The organism is Thalassococcus arenae, assembly GCF_019104745.1.
Taxonomy (GTDB): Bacteria; Pseudomonadota; Alphaproteobacteria; order Rhodobacterales; family Rhodobacteraceae; genus Thalassococcus_B; species Thalassococcus_B arenae.
The window spans coordinates 164,155-182,840 of record NZ_JAHRWL010000001.1 but is presented as its reverse complement, the minus strand read 5'-3'; the positions used below and the strand labels follow the sequence as shown (position 1 = coordinate 182,840).

The window sequence follows — 18,686 nt, the reverse complement described above, 5'->3', positions numbered from 1 at the left end:
GCAAGGCCATGCTTGACCCCGGCAGCGGGCGTTTCTATGTCGGTCAGGCGCGGAGCGGCGGATGGCCGCGGCCCTGAAAGGGGTCGAGGAAAGTCCGGACTCCCAGAAGCGACGGTGCCGGGTAACGCCCGGGCAGGGCAACCTGACGGAAAGCGCCACAGAAAACAGACCGCCGGCCCAAGGGCCGGCAAGGGTGAAACGGTGGGGTAAGAGCCCACCGCGGGACGGGCAACCGGACCGGCACGGCAAGCCCCACCGGGAGCAATGCCAAATAGGGACCGCGCGGGCCGCAAGGCCCGGGGCCGCTTCTGCCCCAGCAGGTCCGGGTTGGCAGCATCAGGCGCGCGGCGACGCGTGCCGCAGAGGAATGGTCATCTCCGCCGGGGCGACCCGGTGCAGACAGAATCCGGCTTACAGCCGCTCCGCGCGCGTCATTCCTGCACAAGCGTGTATATGAACGCCCGGCCTTCGCCGCGGTCGCGCGTGACGCGGAACTGCGTGCCATCGGTTTCCCAGAGCTGGCAATCGCCGCTGTTGTAGTCGCCGTCGATCTGGCGGCACCAATAACCGTCCTGCCAGGTCCATTGCGCGACGATCTGCTTGCCCATCACATGGCCGGTCATGGTGCCGTCGGCATGGATGGTGACGTGGTTTTCGCCCAGCCAGAGCTGGCGGTCCGTCGCCTGGGCGCGGAACGCGTCCTCGTCGGCGATGCGGGTGAACGGCTCGGCTTGCACCGGTGCGCTCAGCAGCGCGGCGGCAAGGGCGAGGATCGGTCGTGCGGCCATATGCGAATCCTTTCGCTTGAGCGGGGATGCCCCGACGGGTCCGGCAATATCAGGCCCGCCGCGCGTTTCCCTTGATTTCGTCGGTTGACTCGTCCGGCGGCATCGGTAAAAGGCGTGTCTCATGATATTTCGCGGGCCTTCGGGGTCCGCCGCAGGAGACGACCCATGGCGAAGCCGACGACCATCAAGATCCGCCTGAACTCGACCGCCGGGACGGGTCATTTCTACGTGACCAAGAAGAACGCCCGCACCATGACCGAGAAGATGACGGTGCGCAAATACGATCCCGTGGCGCGCAAGCACGTGGAATACAAGGAAGGCAAGATCAAGTAGGATCACCTGCCTGACAGGTTCACGGGGCCGCGCCGCAAGCGCGGCCTTTTTCTTTCCCGTCGCGGTCTACCTTACCGTCAAGGAGGGGATCGATGACCGAAACACTGACCCTGCGCCGGGCCGAGGCCCGCGATATCCCCGCGTTGGACGACCTGTTCCAGCGCAGCTACATGGCCCTTCTCAAGGATGACTACGCGCCATCGGTTCTGGTGACCGCCGTGCCGGTGATCGGCCGCGCGCAGCCGGCGCTGATCGCGTCGGGCCTGTTCCATGTCGTCGAGGCAGGCGGCCGCATCGCCGCGGCGGGCGGATGGTCGCTGGCCGCACCGGGCGGGGCGCCGGGGCGCCGCGGCGTGGGGCATGTGCGCCATGTTGCCACCGATCCGGCGATGCTGCGCCGGGGTGCCGCGCGGATGGTGCTGGATCACATCAAGATCGAGGCAAAGGCCAGCGGGATGGCTCAGCTGCATTGCCAAAGCACGCTGACGGCCGAACCGTTCTATGCCGCGATGGGCTTCGACACCCGCGGCCCGGTGACCATCGGCTTGCGCGGCGGGATAGACTTTCCCGCCGTGTTCATGGTGGCCCAGCTGTAAAGACGCGAACGATTGACGGCGATCAGGCGGCCTCTGCGCCGACCGGGTAGGGTCCGCCCGTGTCTGCATAGGCCCGTGTCTGCATAGGAGTGTCAGACATGACTGATCGTGACAAGACGGAAGAGCCGCAATCCATCGTCGAAGTCATCGAGGTGGGTGGCGAGAAACTGGTGGGTTTCGTCAAGGAGATGGCCAGGGAAGGCAACGTCCGGCGTTTGCGGGTGATCGAGCCCGATGGCGACGTGGCGGTCGACGTGTCCCTGACGGTGGGGGCGTTAACCGGCGGGGCCGTGGTGCTGGCGGCGCCTGTGTTGGCCGTGATCGGCGCCCTGGCGGCGCTGGTGACCAAGGTCAAGGTCGAGGTGGTGCGCGAAACGGCCGACGAGACGACCCACAGCGCCTGATCCGGGGCACGAAAAAAGGCCGGTTTCGCGACCGGCCCTGTTTCCTGCCATCGGCCCGTGGCGGCCGACAGCGTTACTGTGTGACGATCTGTGCGTTTTCCAGGATCACGGCCTGCCAGGTTTCGGGGTCGTTCACCCGCTTGAGCGTGCCGCGCAGGGTGATGCGCCTGGTCTCGTCAACGGTGTCGATCGGATCGGCCAGGGTGACCTGCAGCGCCGCGCCGTGGTCGACACTGCCGCAGAACGGGCACAGGCCCATGTCCGACACCAGCACCAGCTCGCGGAAGGTCGTGCCGGGCATCATCGGCGCGGCGTAGCCTGTGATCTCGACCATCTGTTCCTCGGCGATGCCGGTCGGATAGGTCTTGCGCACCTCGTAGTTGGTGTCGGTGACGATTTCGTCGATCTCGATCTGTTTCAGCAATGCCCAGACATCGCTGGGATTGGCATGGCTGGCTGTCGCGGTGGAGCCGAAAGCGGCGGCGAGGGCAAGGCTGCTGCTGCGAAGCGTCATCGTTTCAAATAGCTCCCGTGTGTGGCGGTCGCAGCGGTTGTGCCACATTGCGCGGAAGCGGGGAATCCTTATTGCACGCGGCGTGCAGAAATCCGCTCAAACCGGCGGGATCGCACGACAACGCCGGGTCCGGCCGCGACGGTTCAATCGTCGTAAAGCGGCGTGGCGGGTTGCCCGGCCGGGTCCGTCCAGATCCGTTCGCCTGTGGCGCGTGTGACGTGCAGGACACGGTCATGGCCGGGATAGGTCACCCGGTCCTGCGCGGCGCGGGTGCCGATCACCAGATACCGCGCGGGCGCGTCGGACCGGTTCTCAAGCCGGTGGCCGACCGGGACGCCGGCCTTGAACGTTGCCGCCTTGCCCGGGGTCAGGGCGGTTTCCGTGTCGCCTTCGAGCAGCGTCACGGTGCCGGCCAGGACAAAGACCATCTCGTCTTCTTCGCTGTGCCAATGGGCGATGGACGAGGCCGATCCGGGCGGCAGGATCTCGACGAATGCCCCGAACTGCGTCAGTCCGCCGCTGTCGGAAAACAGCAGCGCCTCGTAGGGGCCGCAGGCGCCGGTTCCGGCGTCGCGCCGCACGGTGGTTTCGTCATGTACGGGCATCGTTTGCCTCCGGGAAACGAAAAAAGGGCCGGTCTGGTCGACCGGCCCCGGTTGTCAGTCTTGCGGCAGGATCACTCGCGATTGCCGAGGAACTGCAGCAGGAACATGAACAGGTTGATGAAGTCGAGATACAGGTTCAGCGCGCCCATGATGGCGGCCTTGCCCAGCCACTCGCTATCGCCCTGCATCGCGTGCTGCAGATAGGTGTTCTTGATGTTCTGCGTGTCGTATGCCGTCAGGGCCGAGAAGATCAGCACACCCAGAGCCGAGATGGCGAACTGGATCGCCGGTGAGCCCAGGAAGATGTTCACAATCGACGCGACGATCAGGCCGATCACGCCCATGATCAGGAACGAACCCCAGCCCGAGATGTCCTTTTTTGTGGTGTATCCCCACAGCGACAGGCCGGCAAAAGCGATTGCCGTGATCAGGAACACCTGCACGATCGAAACGCCCGTGAAGACCAGGAAGATCGAGCTGAGCGACAGGCCCATCAGCGCGGCGAAGACGTAGAACACGGTCTGTACGCCGGCGGCCGACAACCGGTTCACGGCGGCGCCGAAGCCGAAGAAGATGAAGGCCAGCGGCGCGAACATGATCACCCACTTGAGTGGCGACATGTAGATCGCCTGCCCGAATGCCGTCAGGAACTGGCCCTCGCGGATCATCGCGGTGGCGCCGGCGGGGTCGGATGTTACGGCAAGGCCGGAAATCGCCCATGCTGCGGCGAAGGTGATGAACATGCCCACGGACATCGTGCCGTAGACCTTGTTCATGTGGGCGCGCAGGCCCTCGTCAATCTGGGCAGCGTGGGCGCCAGCGACGCCAGCCGTCCGGATCGTGTTGTATTCAGCCATGAAAGCCTCCGAATTGAACCTCGTCCGGGGTTTGCCCGGTTGTAGCTCAGATATTGGCAGGTCACGGAGATATTTCAAGGCGAAGGCGGTGCGGATTGACGAAAAGTCGACCGTTATACTCGCCAATTCGCCGAAGCGTCCCAAAACGGGCGGTTTGCCTCGTTTTCCGCCTGTTCGCGACTGAGGCCGATATCGCGGAGGGCAGCAGTGTCGAGACGCGACAGGGCGTGGCGCTGGCGGCTCACCGAACGCCAGTTGCGGATGCGGGTGGCCAGCGAAGCCGGGCGGACGGGGGCGAACAGAGACAATGCACGGATCATGATGAAACCCTTCAGTGTTTGTGATGTAAGCGGTGGTCAGCGTGTTTTCTGTTGATGAATATGGCGCCACATGCGATATGTTGGAAACGAATGTTTTTGAGGAATTACATCAAGGAACGTGATGTATGCGCAATCTTGACATCACCACGCTTCGATCGTTCGTCGCCGTCGCGGATTCCGGCGGTGTGACCCGCGCGGCCGGCTTCCTGAACCTCACGCAATCGGCAGTCTCGATGCAGATCAAGAGACTGGAAGAGCTGCTGGGCCTGACGCTGCTGGAACGTTCGGGCCGCGGCGTCGTGTTGACACCGGCCGGCGATCAGTTGCTGGGCTATGCCCGCCGGATGGTCGAACTGAACGACGAGATCTATGCAAGGCTGACCCGGCAGGACTGGGTCGGCGAACTGGTGCTGGGCGTTCCGCATGACATCGTCTACCCGGTCATCCCACGGGTGATGAAGCGGATGCAGCGAGACTTTCCAAGGGTCAAACTGCAGCTGCTCAGTTCCTTTACCTTCGATCTCAAGGCACAGTTCGCCAAGGGCGCGGTGGATGTCATCCTGACCACCGAGCCCGAGCCCTCGAGGGGCGGCGAGGAACTGTTGGACGTGCCGTTGCGCTGGTACGGCGCGCGGGATGGCCAGGTCTGGCGCACCCAGCCCTTGCGCGTCGCGTTCTGCAGCCATTGTTCGTTCCGGCCCGGCGCGGTCGCCGCGCTCGACAGGTCCGGTATCGATTGGGAACAGGTGGTGGCCGCCGACAGCGACCGGGCCATCGAAGTGGCGGTCAGCGCCGACATGGCGGTGACGGCCGTGCTGGAAGGACACGAACCCCAGCAATATGCGCCGGTTCCCAACGCCGCCGGACTGCCCGAGCTGGGCAGCCAGAAGATCATCGCCTATGCCGCGCCGTCCCGGCCCCAGCTGGTCGATCCGCTGATGGACATGTTGCGCGCCGAATTCGCGTTGATGTCGGGTCGCGGCGAGATCGCCGCGCAATAGGTCAGTCGCGGATCCGGATCACCACCTTGCCGGTGGATTTGCGGCTGCGCAGCAGCGCCATGCCGTCCGCCGCCCGTTCGAGCGGCAGCACGTCGCTGACATGCGGGGTGATCTTGCCGGCGTCGAACCAGTCGAGCAGGGTCGCCAGCGACCCGGTCAGCACCTCCGGTCGGAAGGCCAGGTAGCCGCCCCAATACAGGCCCAGAACGCTGAGATTCTTGACCAGCAGGTGGTTGGCCTTGATCTGCGGGACGGAACCGCTGGCAAAGCCGATGGTCAGGATCCGGCCCTCGGGTTTACATGACCGGAACGCGGCATCGAATTGTTCGCCTCCGACCGGATCATAGACCACGTCGGCGCCGCCGAGCGCCTTCATCTCGGCGCGGATATCCTGGCTGGCGGCATCGATCAGGTGGTCGGCCCCGGCTGCCCGGGCCACCGCCAGCTTGTCGGCGCCTCGGGCACAGGCCACCACCCGCGCGCCCATCACCTTGCCGATCTCGACCGCCGTCAGACCGACGCCGCCGGCGGCGCCCAGCACCAGCAGCGTCTCACCGGGTTTCAGACGGGCACGGTGATCCAAGGCGACATGGCTGGTGCCATAGGCGATCTGAAAGGCGGCTGCCTGGACGAAATCCATGGCTGGCGGCAGTTTCACCGCGCGCGCGGCGTCGAACACGCCCTGTTCCGCCAATCCGCCCTGACCACCGAACACCGCGACCCGGTCTCCGGGCGCGAAGCCGGTCACGCCGTCGCCCACCGCGTTGACCGTTCCGGCCACCTCCATGCCCATGGTGAAAGGCAGGGCCGGCGTGTCCTGGTACTGGCCGGACATCATCAGCAGATCGGCGAAGTTCAGTCCGCAGGCTGCTATGTCGAGCCGCAGTTGCCCGGCACCGGGATCGGGCACCGCAAGGTCCGCCAGGGCGGGGGGCGTATCGTGGGATGTCAGTTGAAAGGCACGCATTGAATCCTCCGGCTTGGTTGGCGGCTACTTCGGCGCGAATCCACCGGGTGTCAAATGTTTGGCGGTCAGGCCCTTTTGTTGCCTTGCGGGAACCGAGGGTAAAGACAATGCAACTGGAGGGTGCGGAGTGTTTACCAAATACAGCGATTGGGTATCATTTTCCTTGATATTTTTCGTCCGCGTGCTGTAGTCATTCAGACCAAGCCTGGCACCCGTCTCGCTTTCAGTTCCGGTTGTCGTCTGTCCGTGTCGCAGGCGACGGATGTATCAAGACAAGGATCACGAAATGACCCATCCCGTTGATGTCCACGTAGGCAAGCGAATCCGGCATCGCCGGTGGCTGGTCGGCATGACCCAGCAACAGCTGGCCGAACAGGTCGGGATCAAGTTTCAACAGATCCAGAAATACGAAACCGGTGCCAACCGTGTCAGCGCGTCGCGGCTGTGGGATATCGCGGACGCGCTCAGCGTTCCGGTCAGTTTCTTCTTTGAAGGCATTGAAAACGAAAGCGAAACACCGGCCAAGGCAGACGGCGTTCCGGCCGACCTGTTGGGCGACAAGGAAGCGCTGGACCTCGTGCGATCCTACTACGCGATCCCCGAAAATCAGCGCCGCCGCCTGTTCGAACTGGCACGCGTGCTGTCCGACGTCGCCTGATCCGGGAGCGACGAAAGACGCCCGGTCCAAGCCGGGCCTTGTCCGATGACCGAACTGACGGATGAACTTCGGCAAACGCTGTTGGCGACCGCCTTGTCGCTTGCCGATGCGGCGGGCGAGGCGATTCTGCCGCATTTCCGATCTCGCGGGCTCAGCGCCGACAACAAGGCGCGCGAAGGGTTCGACCCGGTCACCGTCGCCGACCGTGCCGCCGAAGAGGCGATGCGCGCGACTCTCGCCCGGCTTCGACCGCAGGACGGTATCCTGGGCGAGGAGTTCGGCGAACAGGCTGGCGAAAGCGGCCTGACCTGGGTGCTCGATCCGATCGATGGCACCCGGGCGTTCCTGTCGGGAACACCGACCTGGGGCGTGCTGATCGCGCTGGCCAACGAATCCGGTCCGATGCTGGGCATCATCGACCAACCCTTTACCGGGGAACGGTTCATCGGCGGCTTCGGTCGGGCGCACTGGAGCGGCCCGCGGAACGCGACCGCGAGCCTGGAAACCCGCGACACCCACCATCTTGAAGACGCGATCCTGTTTACCACCTTTCCGGAGGTCGGCAGCCCAGCCGAGCGGCGTGGCTTCGAGGCAGTGCGCGATCGCGTGCGCCTGACGCGCTACGGTATGGATTGCTATGCCTACGCGTTGCTGGCCGCGGGGCAGATCGACCTAGTCATCGAAGCCGGGCTGGCTGCCTACGACGTCCAGGCACCGATCGCCGTGATCGAAGCCGCCGGCGGAATCGTCACGGATTGGACCGGAGCGCCCGTGCATGCCGGTGGCCGGGTGCTGGCTGCGGCGAACGCGACCCTGCATGCCCGGGCGCTGGACCTGTTGCGCGGGACACCGGTCTAGGAGCGCACAGCCATGATCCGTATCTGCGTCTTGCTGTCCGCACTTGTTTTCGCCACGACGGCCCCCGCACAGGAGGTGCGGCAATTGCTGAACGGACTGCGCGGCGAGGCCGGTCTGGCACCGCTGAAACCGTCACCCGCGTTGGAAGAGGCGGCGATGCAGCATGCGATGGACATGGCGCGAAACGGCTTCTTCTCGCATACCGGATCGGACGGCAGCACCGTCGCGTCGCGGGTCCGCGCGGCGGGATACGGGTTCTGCCAAGTGGCCGAGAACATCGCCAAGGGCCAGGAGTCGCCCAAGAACGTCATGCGGTCCTGGGTCGATTCCGCGCCGCATCGAAAGAACCTGCTGCTGCGCGACATCGAGGAATACGGGCTGGTCCGCGCGCCGGGAGACATCTGGGTGCTGGTGCTGGGCCGCGGCGGGTGCGGGTCCTGACCGGGTCACTTCACGCGTCGGCCCGACAGCCATACACCTGCAATCGCGCGGTCGTCGCCCATCATGATCGTGGGAAAGACCGCGCCCCAAAGATCCTCGGCCCGCGCCGCACGCTGCGCGATGGCCGGCGTCGAAGTCAGGTCGAGCGCGATGAAATCCGCCTCGTGCCCGGGTTCCAGATTGCCGATCCGGTCATCGGCCTTGAGCGCGCGGGCCGATCCTACGGTCGCCAGCCACAGCAATTCCGACGGGTGCAACGCATGGCCGCGCAGTTGCGCGATCTCGTAGGCCGCGGCCATGCTGCGCAACATCGAAAAGGACGACCCGCCGCCGGTATCGGTGGCCAGCCCGATGCGCAGCCCCATCGCGGTCAGCCCGGCCATGTCGAACAGGCCCGACCCGATGAAGGTGTTCGAGGTCGGGCAATGGATCAATGCCGCGCCGACCTCGCGCAGGCGGTCGCGTTCGCGCGGTTCCAGATGGATGGCATGGCCATACAGCCCGTTTTCGCCAAGCAGCCCGTGCGCCTCGTAGGTGTCGAGATAATCCCGTGCGTCCGGGAACAGCGACCGCACCCAGGCGATCTCGTCGAGCTGTTCGCTCAGGTGGGTCTGCATCAGGCAATCCGGGTATTCCGCCCAAAGCGCGCCGAGCGCATCAAGCTGGGCAGGTGACGAGGTCGGCGAAAACCGCGGGGTGATGACATAGCCCAGCCGGTCCTGCCCGTGCCAACGCGCCAGCAGTGACGCGCTTTCGTCATGGGCCCGTCGGGGCGTGTCGCACAGACCGTCCGGGGCGTTGCGGTCCATGCAGGTCTTGCCCGCCCAAAGCCGCATGCCCCGCGCCTGAGCCGCGGCAAAGATCGCGTCGGCCGAAACCGGGTGACTGGTGCAATAGGAACAGACCGACGTCGTCCCCTGCGCGACCAGCAGGTCCAGGTATCGCTCGGCCACGGTGGCGGCATATTGCGGATCGTCAAACCGCAGTTCCTCGGGGAAGGTATAGCAGTTCAGCCAGTCGATCAGCCGCTTGCCCCAGCTGGCGATGATCGCGGTCTGGGGATAGTGCGCATGGGCGTCGATGAACCCCGCCATCAGCAGGGCATCGCCGTGGTCTTCGACAGGCAAGGTCGGGTTCGCCGCGCGCAGCGCGTCGGCCGGACCCACTGCCGCGATTTTCCCGTCTGCGACCAGCACCGCTCCGTGGCGGTGGTGGTCAGCCGCCGAAACACCGTCTTCGAAGGGCGAGGCCGGAAAGGCCAGCGTCTGGCCAAGATGCAGGACGGGGGTCATGGGCGGCTCCTTTGGCGGCAGACTAGGCCTGCGGCAAGTCCAGGTAAATCGCTTGAACGCCCTGTCGCTCGGCTTATCCATTCGATAGACAGGGCGCGTTCAGGCAGGGCGCGATCAGACAGGGGGCGGGCATGAGCGAAGAGATCGATATCGTCGACGCCGAGACCGAGGACAGCGGCGCCTACACCCTGGACCGCCGCGCTGTCGCCGCGATTCTCTACGCCGTCGATATCGAGGATCGTGCCAAGCTGGTCGAGCTCATGGAGCCGCTGCATCCCGCCGATATCGCCGACCTGCTGGAACAGATCAACGCGTTCGACAGGATGCGCCTGATCCGGCTCTATGACCGCGAATTCGACGGCGACATCCTATCCGAACTCGACGAGTCGATCCGCGAAGAAGTGATCGGACTGTTGAATCCCGAGGTCCTGGCCGAGGCGGTGCGCGACCTCGACAGCGACGACGTGGTCGACCTGGTCGAAGACCTGGACGAGCCTCAGAAAGAGGCCATTCTCGGTGCGCTCGGCGACAGCGACCGCGCGGCGGTCCGACAATCGCTGACCTATCCCGAATACTCCGCCGGCCGCCTGATGCAGCGCGAAGTGGTGATGGCGCCCGAGCATTGGAATGTCGGCGAAGCGATCGATTTCCTGCGCAATTCCGAAGACTTGCCCGAACAATTCTATCACATCGTTCTGGTCGACCCGAAACTGCACCCGGTCGGCAACGTGACGCTCGGCAAGCTGATGTCGTCGCGCCGCGAAGTGCTGTTGAAATCCATCGTCGAAGACACGTTCCACGTGATCCCCGTCGATCAGTACGAAGGCGACGTTGCCTATGCCTTCAACCAGTACCACCTGATCTCGGCCCCGGTCGTCGATGAAAACGACCGGCTGATCGGGGTGATCACCATCGATGATGCGATGGCGGTGCTGGATGACGAGCACGAGGAAGACATCCTCCGCCTGGCCGGCGTGGGCGAGGAAAGCCGGCTGAGCGACAACACGTTCGAAACGACGAAACAACGCTTTCCCTGGCTGGCGGTCAACCTGGTGACGGCGGTCCTGGCCTCGCTGGTGATCGCGCAATTCGAAGAGGCCATCGCCCAGATCGTGGCTTTGGCCGTGCTGATGCCGATCGTGGCGTCGATGGGCGGCAACGCGGGCACGCAGGCGCTGACGGTCGCGGTACGGGCGCTGGCAACGAAGGACCTGACCGGTTCGAACCTGTGGCGGGTGATCCGGCGCGAGGTGCTGGTGGGCCTGGTCAACGGCCTGGCTTTCGCGGTCATCATGGGCCTGGTCGGATTGATCTGGTTCGGCTCGCCCGCTCTGGGCGGCGTGATCGCGGCGGCCATGGTCGTCAACCTGGTGGTCGCGGGCCTGGCCGGCATCGCGATCCCGGTGGCGCTGGAAAAGCTCGGTGTCGACCCGGCGCTGGCCTCGGGCGCCTTCGTGACCACGGTGACCGACGTCGTGGGGTTCTTCGCCTTCCTGGGCCTTGCCGTCGTGGTGCTGTTGTGAGCCTCGATGAACACAAGGCCGCCGCGCGCAGGGCCGCCTTTGCCCGGCGCAAGGTGGCCTACGATCGGCAGGGTCCGGGCGCAGCGGGCAAGCTGAGCGAGGTGCTGGCGGGCCATCGCGGCGTGGCCCTTTCGGGCTATATGCCGATCCGGACCGAAATCGACCCGCTGCCCGCGATGGAAGAGGCCGCGGCCCACGGCCCCGTGGGCGTGCCGGTGATCGAAGCCGCGGGCCTGCCACTGAAATTCGCCCGGTGGGAGCCGGGCTGCGCCCTGACGGACGGTCCCTTCGGCGCCCGTATCCCGGCCGCGCTGGACTTCTTCGAGCCCGAGTTGTTGATCGTCCCGCTGGTCGCCTTCACCCGGGCCGGCGGGCGGTTGGGCTATGGCGGCGGCTTCTACGACCGCACGCTGGAACGGCTGCGGGCCAGACGCCCGACACTGGCCATCGGCTTTGCCTTTGCGGCACAGGAATCCGAAGACCTGCCGCTCGAACCGACGGACCAGCCGCTCGACCTGGTCGTGACCGAGACCGAAGTGATCACGATCCGCCCTTCATCTGGCTGAAAATATCCCGGGGGAGTCGCCGCTTGCGGCGACGGGGGCAGCGCCCCCGGCTAAAGCGCCCGCCAGCCGATATCGCGGCGGCAGAAGCCTTGCGGCCAGTCGACCGCGTCGACCAGGGCATACGCACGCGCGCGCGCCTCGGCCAGGCTCTGCCCGCGCGCCGTGGCGTTCAGCACCCGCCCGCCCGCGGCCACCACCGCGCCGTCGCGTTCGGCGGTGCCGGCGTGGAACATCATCTGGAAACTGTCTTCGGGCAGGCCGTCCAATCCCCTGATCGCGCTGCCTTTCCCGTAATCGCCGGGATAGCCCTGCGCCGCCATGACCACCGTCATCGCATGGTCGTCGGCCCAGTTCACCTGGGCCTCGGCCAGGCGTCCATCGGCGCAGGCATGGATCAGATCCAGCGCCTGTCCGCCCAGACGCAGCATCAGCACCTGGCATTCGGGATCGCCGAAGCGGACATTGTATTCCACCAGGCGCGGCTGCCCGTTCTCGATCATCAACCCGGCATAGAGCACGCCGTGATAGGGCATGCCCCGCCGCGCCATCTCGGCCATGGTGGGGCGCACGATCTCGTCCAGCGCCTTTTGCGCGATGGCCTCGGACAGAACCGGGGCCGGGGAATAGGCGCCCATGCCGCCCGTGTTCGGCCCGGTATCGCCTTCGCCCACGCGCTTGTGGTCCTGGGCGGTGCCGCAGGGCAGACAGGTTTCGCCGTCCACCAGAACGAAGAACGACGCCTCTTCGCCGGTCATGAATTCCTCGATCACGACCTCGGCGCCTGCGCCGCCGAACGCGCCGCCGAACATGTCGTCGATGGCGGCCTCGGCCTCGGCGATCGTCCGGGCGATGATCACCCCCTTGCCCGCGGCCAGACCATCGGCCTTGACCACGATGGGCGCGCCTTGCGCCCGGACATAGGACTTGGCCGCCTCGGCATCGGTAAAGTGACCGTAGCCCGCCGTGGGCGCGTTCACCGCGGCGCAGATTTCCTTGGTGAAGCTTTTCGACGCCTCCAGCCGCGCGGCCGCCGCCGACGGGCCGAAGACCAGCACGCCGGCCTCGCGCAGCCGGTCTGCGACGCCTGCGGCCAGCGGCGCCTCGGGTCCGACGATCACGAGGTCGATGGCGTTTTCCAGCGCGAATTCGGCCACCGTGCCGCCGTCCTCGATGGGCAGCGTCGCGCATTCGGCGATCTGCGCGATTCCGGCATTGCCCGGGGCCACGATCAGCTTGTCGCATTTCGGGTTCTGCAGGGTCGCCCAGGCCAGGGCATGTTCGCGCCCGCCGCCGCCGAGGATGAGAATGTTCATGGCGTCCTGCTCCGTGGTTGGCGGTGGATCGGGGGCCAGCCCCCGAACCCCCGGAGTTTGCTTGGCAAGATGAAGCAAAGGGTGGTGTTTTCGTCTCTGCGGCTGCTTTAAGATGATGACGGCACAAGGGCAAGCGAGGCAAGGGCATGGATCTGATCGAAGACGCCCCCGAGGGCGAGGGCGGCAACGCGCCGGAATTCACCGTCTCGGAAATCTCGGGTGCGGTGAAACGGGTGATCGAGGGCGAGTTTTCCTTTGTCCGGGTCCGGGGCGAGGTCGGGCGGGTCAGCCGTCCGCGATCCGGCCACATCTATCTTGACCTCAAGGATGACCGCGCGGTGATCTCGGGCGTGATGTGGAAGGGCGTCGCGGCCCGTCAGCAGACCCAGCCCGAAGAGGGGATGGAGGTGATCGCCACGGGCAAGCTCACCACGTTCCCGGGCCAGTCGAAATACCAGATCGTGATCGACGAAATCCGGCCGGCCGGCGCCGGTGCGTTGATGGCGATGCTGGAAAAGCGCAAGGCGCAGTTGCAGGCCGAGGGGCTGTTCGACCCGGCCCGCAAGAAAAAGTTGCCCTATCTGCCCGAGGTGATCGGCGTCGTGACCTCGCCCTCGGGTGCGGTGATCCGCGACATCCTGCACCGGTTGCGCGACCGGTTTCCACGCAAGGTTCTGGTCTGGCCGGTGGCGGTACAGGGCGCGGCCTGCGCGCCCGAGGTCGCCCGGGCCATCGAGGGGTTCAACCGGTTGACGCCGGGGGGCGCGCTGCCGCGGCCCGATCTTCTGATCGTCGCGCGTGGCGGCGGGTCGGTCGAGGATCTCTGGGGTTTCAACGAAGAGATCGTCGCGCGGGCGGCGGCGGCATCGGATATCCCGCTGATCTCGGCCGTGGGGCACGAGACCGACACCACGCTGATCGACTTCGTGTCGGATATGCGCGCGCCGACGCCCACTGCGGCGGCGGAACTGGCGGTACCGGTGCGGATGGAACTGCTGGCCTGGACCGGCGAAGCCCAGACAAGGATGACCCGCGCGATGACGGCGCGCACCGATCGCGCCGCGCAGCGGTTGCGCGACCTGGGCAGGGCGCTGCCGCGCGCCGAAAGCCTGATGGCCATACCGCGACAACGACTGGACGTGTTGGGCGACCGGTTGCCCGGTGCGCTGTCGCGCCGCGTCGACCGCGCGCGGTTGGGCCTGTCCGAAATCACCGGAACGCTGCGCCCCGCTGCGCTCATGCGCGCGATCACGAATGAATCCAGGCGCTTGTCCGACCGAGCGGCGCGGTTGTCACCGGCCCTTTTGAGGCTGTTGGCACAGCGCGCCGAATCCCTCGGACGCCGCGCCGACAGGCTGTCGCCACGGCCGATCCGCGTCGAACTCGCGCAGCGCCGCGAACGGTTGGACGCGCTGGCGAAACGCCTGGCAGACGCGCCCCTGCGCCCGTTCGACACGCATCGACAGACGTTGGACGGCGCCGCCCGGCTGCTGGAAACTCTGAGCTACAAGGGCACGCTGGCGCGCGGCTATGCAGTCGTGCGCGGCGACCAGGGCGTGCTGACAACCAGGGTGCAGGCGCAGGCGGCGTCGGGTCTGGAAATCGAGTTCGCCGATGGCCGTCTCAAGATCGGAGGGGCTGCGGCGCGCAAGGCCAAAGCCGACGATGCGCCCGACCAGGGGACGCTGTTCTGAGCGGTCACACACCCACATCCGGGCCGAAGCAAAGCATCGGCTCGTCATCCTGTTGGGCCTCGTACAGCGTCGTGTCGGTCGGATCGTTCTGGAACACCGCCCTTAGCCCGCTGCCTTCGCGGAAGAAGGTCCAGCATTGCGGTGCCGGGTTGTCCTCGTAGACGAAACAGATCTGGCTGTCTTCCTCGTACCAGAACCCGTCCTTGCACTTGCCATCCAGGAACGACCAGCGCACCTGCCGGTCGTCGAGATATTCCTCGACCCCGTAGGGCTGGCCCTGCATCCCGAAATACAGGGTCTTGCCCGTGACATAGGATTCGAATTCTGCCGCGCTCATCGGCTGGGCGGCGGGCAGGGCGGTAGCGCAGAGCGCAAGCAGGACGGCGGTTCGAAGCATGGCGGCATCCTGCCAGAGCGGTGCGGCGTGCAAAAGTCCCATTCGCGTGAGCGCGTTCAGGCCGGCAGGGCTGCGCCGGTCCATTTCGCCGCGCGGCGGTCCATCACGCGCCGCCAGACCGGCGGGACCAGTGCCAGCACGGCCATCACCGGAAGCGAATGCGGCAGGATCGGCATCGTCGCGCGGTCCAGTTCCAGCCCCGGATAGCTGCGCGCCGGGCGCGCGTGGTGATCGGAATGGCGCGGCGCGTTCAGCATCAGGGCCGAGCTGAAGCCATGCGGCGCGTTCCAGCTGTGCTGTGGGCCGACCGGTTCGTGTTTGCCCGGGGCGATCTCGCGCCGTCGCAACCCGTAATGCTGGACATAGTCCGACAACAGCAGCTGCATCTGCGCGTAAAGGCACAGGCCAAGCAGCGCCACGATCCCGGAACCCCCCGCAATCAACGCCGCGACACCCAGCGATGTCAATGCGCCGGCGGCGTAAACGAGGTAGGGATGCAGACCGCCCTTGTGTTTTCGCAGCGCGGTTTCCGCCCTCAGACCTTCGCGGAACGATCCCGCCCAGGCACGCAGGGCAAAGGCGTAGAAGGTTTCGCCCGCGCGGGCGGAATTCGGGTCTCGGTCGGTGGCGGCATGGACATGGTGCACCCGCGTATGGGCCGAGGCGTGATGGCCGAACAGCAGCGAGCAGTAGACCGCCGTGCCCAACCGGCGCGGCCAGCGGTCGGCGCGGTGGATCAGTTCATGCGCGTTGGAATTGCCGACCTGGCCCAGAAACAGCGACAGCGCGAAGAAGATCAGAACCTTGTCCAGAACAGGCAACGGTCCGGCCGCCAGCACCCAGACCCCGCCGTACAGCAGCGGGAAATGCAGCAGGCCCAACGTGGTCGACAAGCCGTGACCGGCGGGAAATTCCTGGCCCGGTCGGTCCGGCCCGGCCAAGACGGCGAATTTGTCGAGGAAATAGGCGAACACGGTGATGCTCAGCAGCGCCAGCGCGGCAAACGGCTGGCCCAGCACCAGTGCCAGCGCCAGCAGCGCCACCAGTCCCAGCGTTGCCGCGGTGAATCGGATCATACCCGCCCTCATGTCTCCGATCGTAGTCGTCGCTTCGCATTCCGTCACCATTGCGGCTGCGTCTGGGCAATTCGGGGCCGCAGGCGCAGTGTGCTGTGTCGTTTTTCGGGCTATCGCGGGCAGAACCGTGGTCTAGATTGTCGGCGTTGACAGGAGGCGCGGAATGGCACTCGACGAGAACAAGGGCGTCTGGAAATCGGCTCCCGGCAAGGGACGGCGCACCCCCAAGGGGCGGCAACTGGACGATGCGGCCCTGGCCGAGATCCGGGCCCTGCTGGGCGACAGGCCACGACGCCGCGACTTGCTGATCGAGTTCCTGCACCTGATCCAGGATGCGCATGGCCACCTGTCGGCCGCGCATCTGCGCGCGCTTGGCGAGGAAATGCGCCTGGCGATGGCCGAGATCTACGAGGTCGCGACCTTCTATGCGCATTTCGACGTGGTGAAAGAAGGCGAGACACCGCCGCCTGCGCTGACCATCCGGGTCTGCGATTCGCTGTCTTGCGAATTGGCCGGCGCACAGGCGTTGAAGGCGGCTCTGGAGGACGGGCTGGACCCCGAACAGGTGCGCGTCGTCCGCGCACCCTGCATGGGCCGCTGCGACACCGCGCCGGTGCTGGAGCTGGGACACAACCACATCGACTTTGCCACGCCCGACAAGGTCCGGGCCGCCATCGCTGCCGGCGACACCCATGCGCATATCCCCGACTACGAGGGGATCGCGGCCTATCGTGACGGCGGCGGCTACAAGGTATTGCAAGCGCTGCGCGCCAAGGGCGATTGGGAGGCGGTGCAGGATGCGGTTCTGGCCTCCGGGCTGCGGGGGCTGGGCGGCGCCGGCTTTCCCTCGGGCAAGAAATGGGGCTTCGTGCGTGCCAATCCCGGCCCGCGCTACCTGGCTGTGAACGGCGACGAAGGCGAGCCGGGCACGTTCAAAGATCGCTTTTATCTCGAACGCCAACCCCATCTTTTCCTGGAAGGAATGCTGATCGCTGCCTGGGCCGTCGAGGCTGAGCGCTGTTATATCTACATGCGCGACGAATACCCGGCAGTGCTGGAGATCCTGCGCTGTGAAATCAAGGCGTTGGAAGACGCATCTCTTGTGGACAAAGGCTATGTCGAGCTGCGCCGCGGCGCCGGGGCCTATATCTGCGGCGAAGAAAGCGCGATGATCGAATCGATCGAGGGCAAGCGCGGCCTGCCGCGCCACCGCCCGCCCTATGTGGCGCAGGTGGGTCTGTTCGGGCGCCCGACACTTGTCCACAACATCGAAACCCTGCACTGGGTTGCGAAGATCTGCCGCGAAGGCCCTGAAATCCTGAGTGGAATCGAAAAGAACGGGCGCAAGGGGCTGCGCTCCTACTCGGTCTCGGGCCGGGTCGCGAAGCCGGGTGTCTACCTGCTGCCCGCAGGCTCCACCATCACCGACATCATTGAGGCCGCCGGCGGGATGGCTGAGGGTCACGTGTTCAAGGCCTATCAGCCGGGTGGGCCGTCCTCGGGGCTGCTGCCCGCATCGATGAACGACGTGCCGCTGGACTTCGACACGTTGCAGCCGCACGGGTCCTTCATCGGGTCGGCCGCCGTGGTCGTGCTGTCCGACCGGGACCGCGCCCGCGATGCGGCGCTGAACATGCTGCGGTTCTTCGAGGATGAAAGCTGCGGCCAGTGCACGCCCTGCCGGGTCGGTTGCGAGAAGGCGGTCAAGCTGATGCAGGCCGAACGTTGGGATCAACCGCTTCTGGAAGAGTTGTGCCAGGCGATGGCCGATGCGTCGATCTGCGGTTTGGGCCAGGCCGCGCCGAACCCGATCCGCCTGACGATCAGGCATTTCGCCGACGAGGTATGATTGACTTGGTTCGCCGCCATCTTGGCGCTTGGTCTTGCCATGACCTACCAGCTTCGTTTCGTGATGGCGGCTGTTTCGGATGCGCGGTCGGTGACCAAAACGGCGTCGGTTCTGGCGCTGGCCGCAACCGCCGTTCTGGCGCAAGCACCTTTGTTGGTGGTTCTGGCCTTGCTGTTCTCGGCGGCCGGAGATTGGGCCCTGTCGCGGTCGTCCCGGTTGGCATTTCTGTTGGGCATTTCGGCTTTCGCGTTTGCCCAGATCTGCTATATCGCCCAGTTCAAGCCGGATATCGTCGAGGTTCTGATCGCGGTCGAGATCAATCGCGAGCAGCCCTTCCTGGGTCTGGTCGTGCTGGGTGGTGCCATGACCGCGGCCTTGAAAGGGCATCCGGTTCCGCTGCGCATGGCGGCGGGTCTATATACCGTCCTGCTTTTGGCGATGGCCTTGGCCGCCTGGCAAACCGGGGATTGGGCCTTGCGCATCGGTGCCTTGCTGTTTGTCCTTTCCGACGCGATGATCGCGGTCGAACTGATGGATGACCGATTGTTCGCGAACGTCCTTCCCCGTGCGATCTGGGTCACCTATTTCGCGGCCCAATCCCTTCTTCTCTACGGCGTCTTGGTCTGAGTTCGGG

General features: G+C 65.8%; 22 protein-coding genes and 1 other RNA gene. 13 read left to right on the top strand and 10 right to left on the bottom strand.

The genetic code is table 11. From position 1 onward, the window contains the following. The first annotated feature begins 49 nt into the window (after window positions 1–49). Window positions 50–430, top strand: an RNA gene (rnpB, locus tag KUH32_RS00880) — RNase P RNA component class A. Between the two features lies 1 nt (window position 431). Here rnpB and KUH32_RS00875 read toward each other — a convergent pair. After that, entirely contained in the window at window positions 432–788 is a 357-nt protein-coding gene (locus KUH32_RS00875; protein ID WP_217776187.1) for a hypothetical protein, read from the bottom strand. 165 nt (window positions 789–953) lie between these two features. On the opposite strand from KUH32_RS00875, the gene rpmG reads away from it, so the two are divergent. The 3 genes from rpmG (at window position 954) to KUH32_RS00860 (ending at window position 2,121) form a co-directional block, all read left to right on the top strand. Further along, window positions 954–1,121: a 50S ribosomal protein L33 gene (rpmG, locus tag KUH32_RS00870; RefSeq protein ID WP_005630270.1), complete on the top strand. Its 168-nt coding sequence runs from the start codon at window positions 954–956 to the stop codon at window positions 1,119–1,121. A gap of 92 nt (window positions 1,122–1,213) precedes the next feature. Continuing rightward, a complete protein-coding gene (locus KUH32_RS00865; RefSeq protein ID WP_217776186.1) occupies window positions 1,214–1,717 on the top strand; it encodes a GNAT family N-acetyltransferase in 504 nt (167 codons plus the stop codon). Between the two features lie 98 nt (window positions 1,718–1,815). Continuing rightward, complete coding sequence (locus KUH32_RS00860) at window positions 1,816–2,121, top strand: DUF4342 domain-containing protein (protein ID WP_217776185.1); 306 nt, start codon at window positions 1,816–1,818, stop codon at window positions 2,119–2,121. Between the two features lie 73 nt (window positions 2,122–2,194). Here KUH32_RS00860 and KUH32_RS00855 read toward each other — a convergent pair whose 3' ends face one another. The 4 genes from KUH32_RS00855 to KUH32_RS00840 form a co-directional block, all read right to left on the bottom strand. Further along, window positions 2,195–2,635 (bottom strand): hypothetical protein, encoded by a 441-nt coding sequence (locus KUH32_RS00855; RefSeq protein ID WP_217776184.1) that lies wholly within the window; start codon window positions 2,633–2,635, stop codon window positions 2,195–2,197. Between the two features lie 143 nt (window positions 2,636–2,778). After that, window positions 2,779–3,240: a cupin domain-containing protein gene (locus KUH32_RS00850; protein WP_217776183.1), complete on the bottom strand. Its 462-nt coding sequence runs from the start codon at window positions 3,238–3,240 to the stop codon at window positions 2,779–2,781. A gap of 71 nt (window positions 3,241–3,311) precedes the next feature. Next, window positions 3,312–4,097: a Bax inhibitor-1/YccA family protein gene (locus KUH32_RS00845; RefSeq protein ID WP_217776182.1), complete on the bottom strand. Its 786-nt coding sequence runs from the start codon at window positions 4,095–4,097 to the stop codon at window positions 3,312–3,314. A 113-nt stretch (window positions 4,098–4,210) separates the two neighbouring features. Further along, window positions 4,211–4,417: a DUF1127 domain-containing protein gene (locus tag KUH32_RS00840; RefSeq protein WP_217776181.1), complete on the bottom strand. Its 207-nt coding sequence runs from the start codon at window positions 4,415–4,417 to the stop codon at window positions 4,211–4,213. A 125-nt stretch (window positions 4,418–4,542) separates the two neighbouring features. Here KUH32_RS00840 and KUH32_RS00835 point away from each other — a divergent pair, with 125 nt between their 5' ends. Then, complete coding sequence (locus KUH32_RS00835; RefSeq protein ID WP_217776180.1) at window positions 4,543–5,418, top strand: LysR family transcriptional regulator; 876 nt, start codon at window positions 4,543–4,545, stop codon at window positions 5,416–5,418. Between the two features lies 1 nt (window position 5,419). On the opposite strand, the gene KUH32_RS00830 is transcribed toward KUH32_RS00835, so the two are convergent. After that, a complete protein-coding gene (locus KUH32_RS00830) occupies window positions 5,420–6,385 on the bottom strand; it encodes an NADPH:quinone oxidoreductase family protein (RefSeq protein ID WP_217776179.1) in 966 nt (321 codons plus the stop codon). 286 nt (window positions 6,386–6,671) lie between these two features. On the opposite strand from KUH32_RS00830, the gene KUH32_RS00825 reads away from it, so the two are divergent. Genes KUH32_RS00825 through KUH32_RS00815 form a run of 3 tightly spaced genes read left to right on the top strand, consistent with a single transcriptional unit; the run spans window position 6,672 to window position 8,342 of the window. Further along, window positions 6,672–7,043, top strand: coding sequence for a helix-turn-helix domain-containing protein (locus tag KUH32_RS00825; protein WP_217776178.1), 372 nt, complete (start codon window positions 6,672–6,674; stop codon window positions 7,041–7,043). A gap of 45 nt (window positions 7,044–7,088) precedes the next feature. Beyond that, complete coding sequence (gene hisN, locus KUH32_RS00820; protein ID WP_217776177.1) at window positions 7,089–7,901, top strand: histidinol-phosphatase; 813 nt, start codon at window positions 7,089–7,091, stop codon at window positions 7,899–7,901. Between the two features lie 12 nt (window positions 7,902–7,913). Further along, entirely contained in the window at window positions 7,914–8,342 is a 429-nt protein-coding gene (locus tag KUH32_RS00815) for a CAP domain-containing protein (RefSeq protein WP_254898953.1), read from the top strand. A 5-nt stretch (window positions 8,343–8,347) separates the two neighbouring features. Here the strand turns inward: KUH32_RS00815 and guaD are convergent, their stop codons facing one another. Further along, a complete protein-coding gene (guaD, locus tag KUH32_RS00810; RefSeq protein ID WP_217776176.1) occupies window positions 8,348–9,634 on the bottom strand; it encodes a guanine deaminase in 1,287 nt (428 codons plus the stop codon). A gap of 131 nt (window positions 9,635–9,765) precedes the next feature. Between guaD and mgtE the strand changes: the two genes are divergently transcribed. Both mgtE and KUH32_RS00800 read left to right on the top strand, forming a co-directional pair. After that, a complete protein-coding gene (gene mgtE / locus KUH32_RS00805) occupies window positions 9,766–11,157 on the top strand; it encodes a magnesium transporter (RefSeq protein ID WP_217776175.1) in 1,392 nt (463 codons plus the stop codon). Further along, window positions 11,154–11,723 carry a 5-formyltetrahydrofolate cyclo-ligase gene (locus KUH32_RS00800; RefSeq protein WP_217776174.1) on the top strand — a complete coding sequence of 190 codons (570 nt, stop codon included), beginning with the start codon at window positions 11,154–11,156 and terminating at the stop codon, window positions 11,721–11,723. The genes mgtE and KUH32_RS00800 overlap by 4 nt, the downstream gene beginning before the upstream one ends. A 50-nt stretch (window positions 11,724–11,773) precedes the next feature. Here the strand turns inward: KUH32_RS00800 and purD are convergent, their stop codons facing one another. After that, window positions 11,774–13,036 carry a phosphoribosylamine--glycine ligase gene (gene purD / locus KUH32_RS00795; protein WP_217776173.1) on the bottom strand — a complete coding sequence of 421 codons (1,263 nt, stop codon included), beginning with the start codon at window positions 13,034–13,036 and terminating at the stop codon, window positions 11,774–11,776. A 146-nt stretch (window positions 13,037–13,182) separates the two neighbouring features. On the opposite strand from purD, the gene xseA reads away from it, so the two are divergent. Beyond that, complete coding sequence (gene xseA / locus KUH32_RS00790; RefSeq protein ID WP_217776172.1) at window positions 13,183–14,730, top strand: exodeoxyribonuclease VII large subunit; 1,548 nt, start codon at window positions 13,183–13,185, stop codon at window positions 14,728–14,730. Between the two features lie 4 nt (window positions 14,731–14,734). Here xseA and KUH32_RS00785 read toward each other — a convergent pair whose 3' ends face one another. Both KUH32_RS00785 and KUH32_RS00780 read right to left on the bottom strand, forming a co-directional pair. Further along, entirely contained in the window at window positions 14,735–15,127 is a 393-nt protein-coding gene (locus KUH32_RS00785) for a hypothetical protein (RefSeq protein ID WP_217776171.1), read from the bottom strand. Between the two features lie 56 nt (window positions 15,128–15,183). After that, entirely contained in the window at window positions 15,184–16,203 is a 1,020-nt protein-coding gene (locus KUH32_RS00780) for an alkane 1-monooxygenase (RefSeq protein WP_217776170.1), read from the bottom strand. Window positions 16,204–16,366: 163 nt separating this feature from the next. Here KUH32_RS00780 and KUH32_RS00775 point away from each other — a divergent pair, with 163 nt between their 5' ends. Beyond that, complete coding sequence (locus KUH32_RS00775) at window positions 16,367–18,052, top strand: NAD(P)H-dependent oxidoreductase subunit E (RefSeq protein ID WP_217776169.1); 1,686 nt, start codon at window positions 16,367–16,369, stop codon at window positions 18,050–18,052. After that, window positions 18,053–18,679 carry a lysoplasmalogenase family protein gene (locus KUH32_RS00770; RefSeq protein WP_217776168.1) on the top strand — a complete coding sequence of 209 codons (627 nt, stop codon included), beginning with the start codon at window positions 18,053–18,055 and terminating at the stop codon, window positions 18,677–18,679. Window positions 18,680–18,686 lie beyond the last annotated feature (7 nt).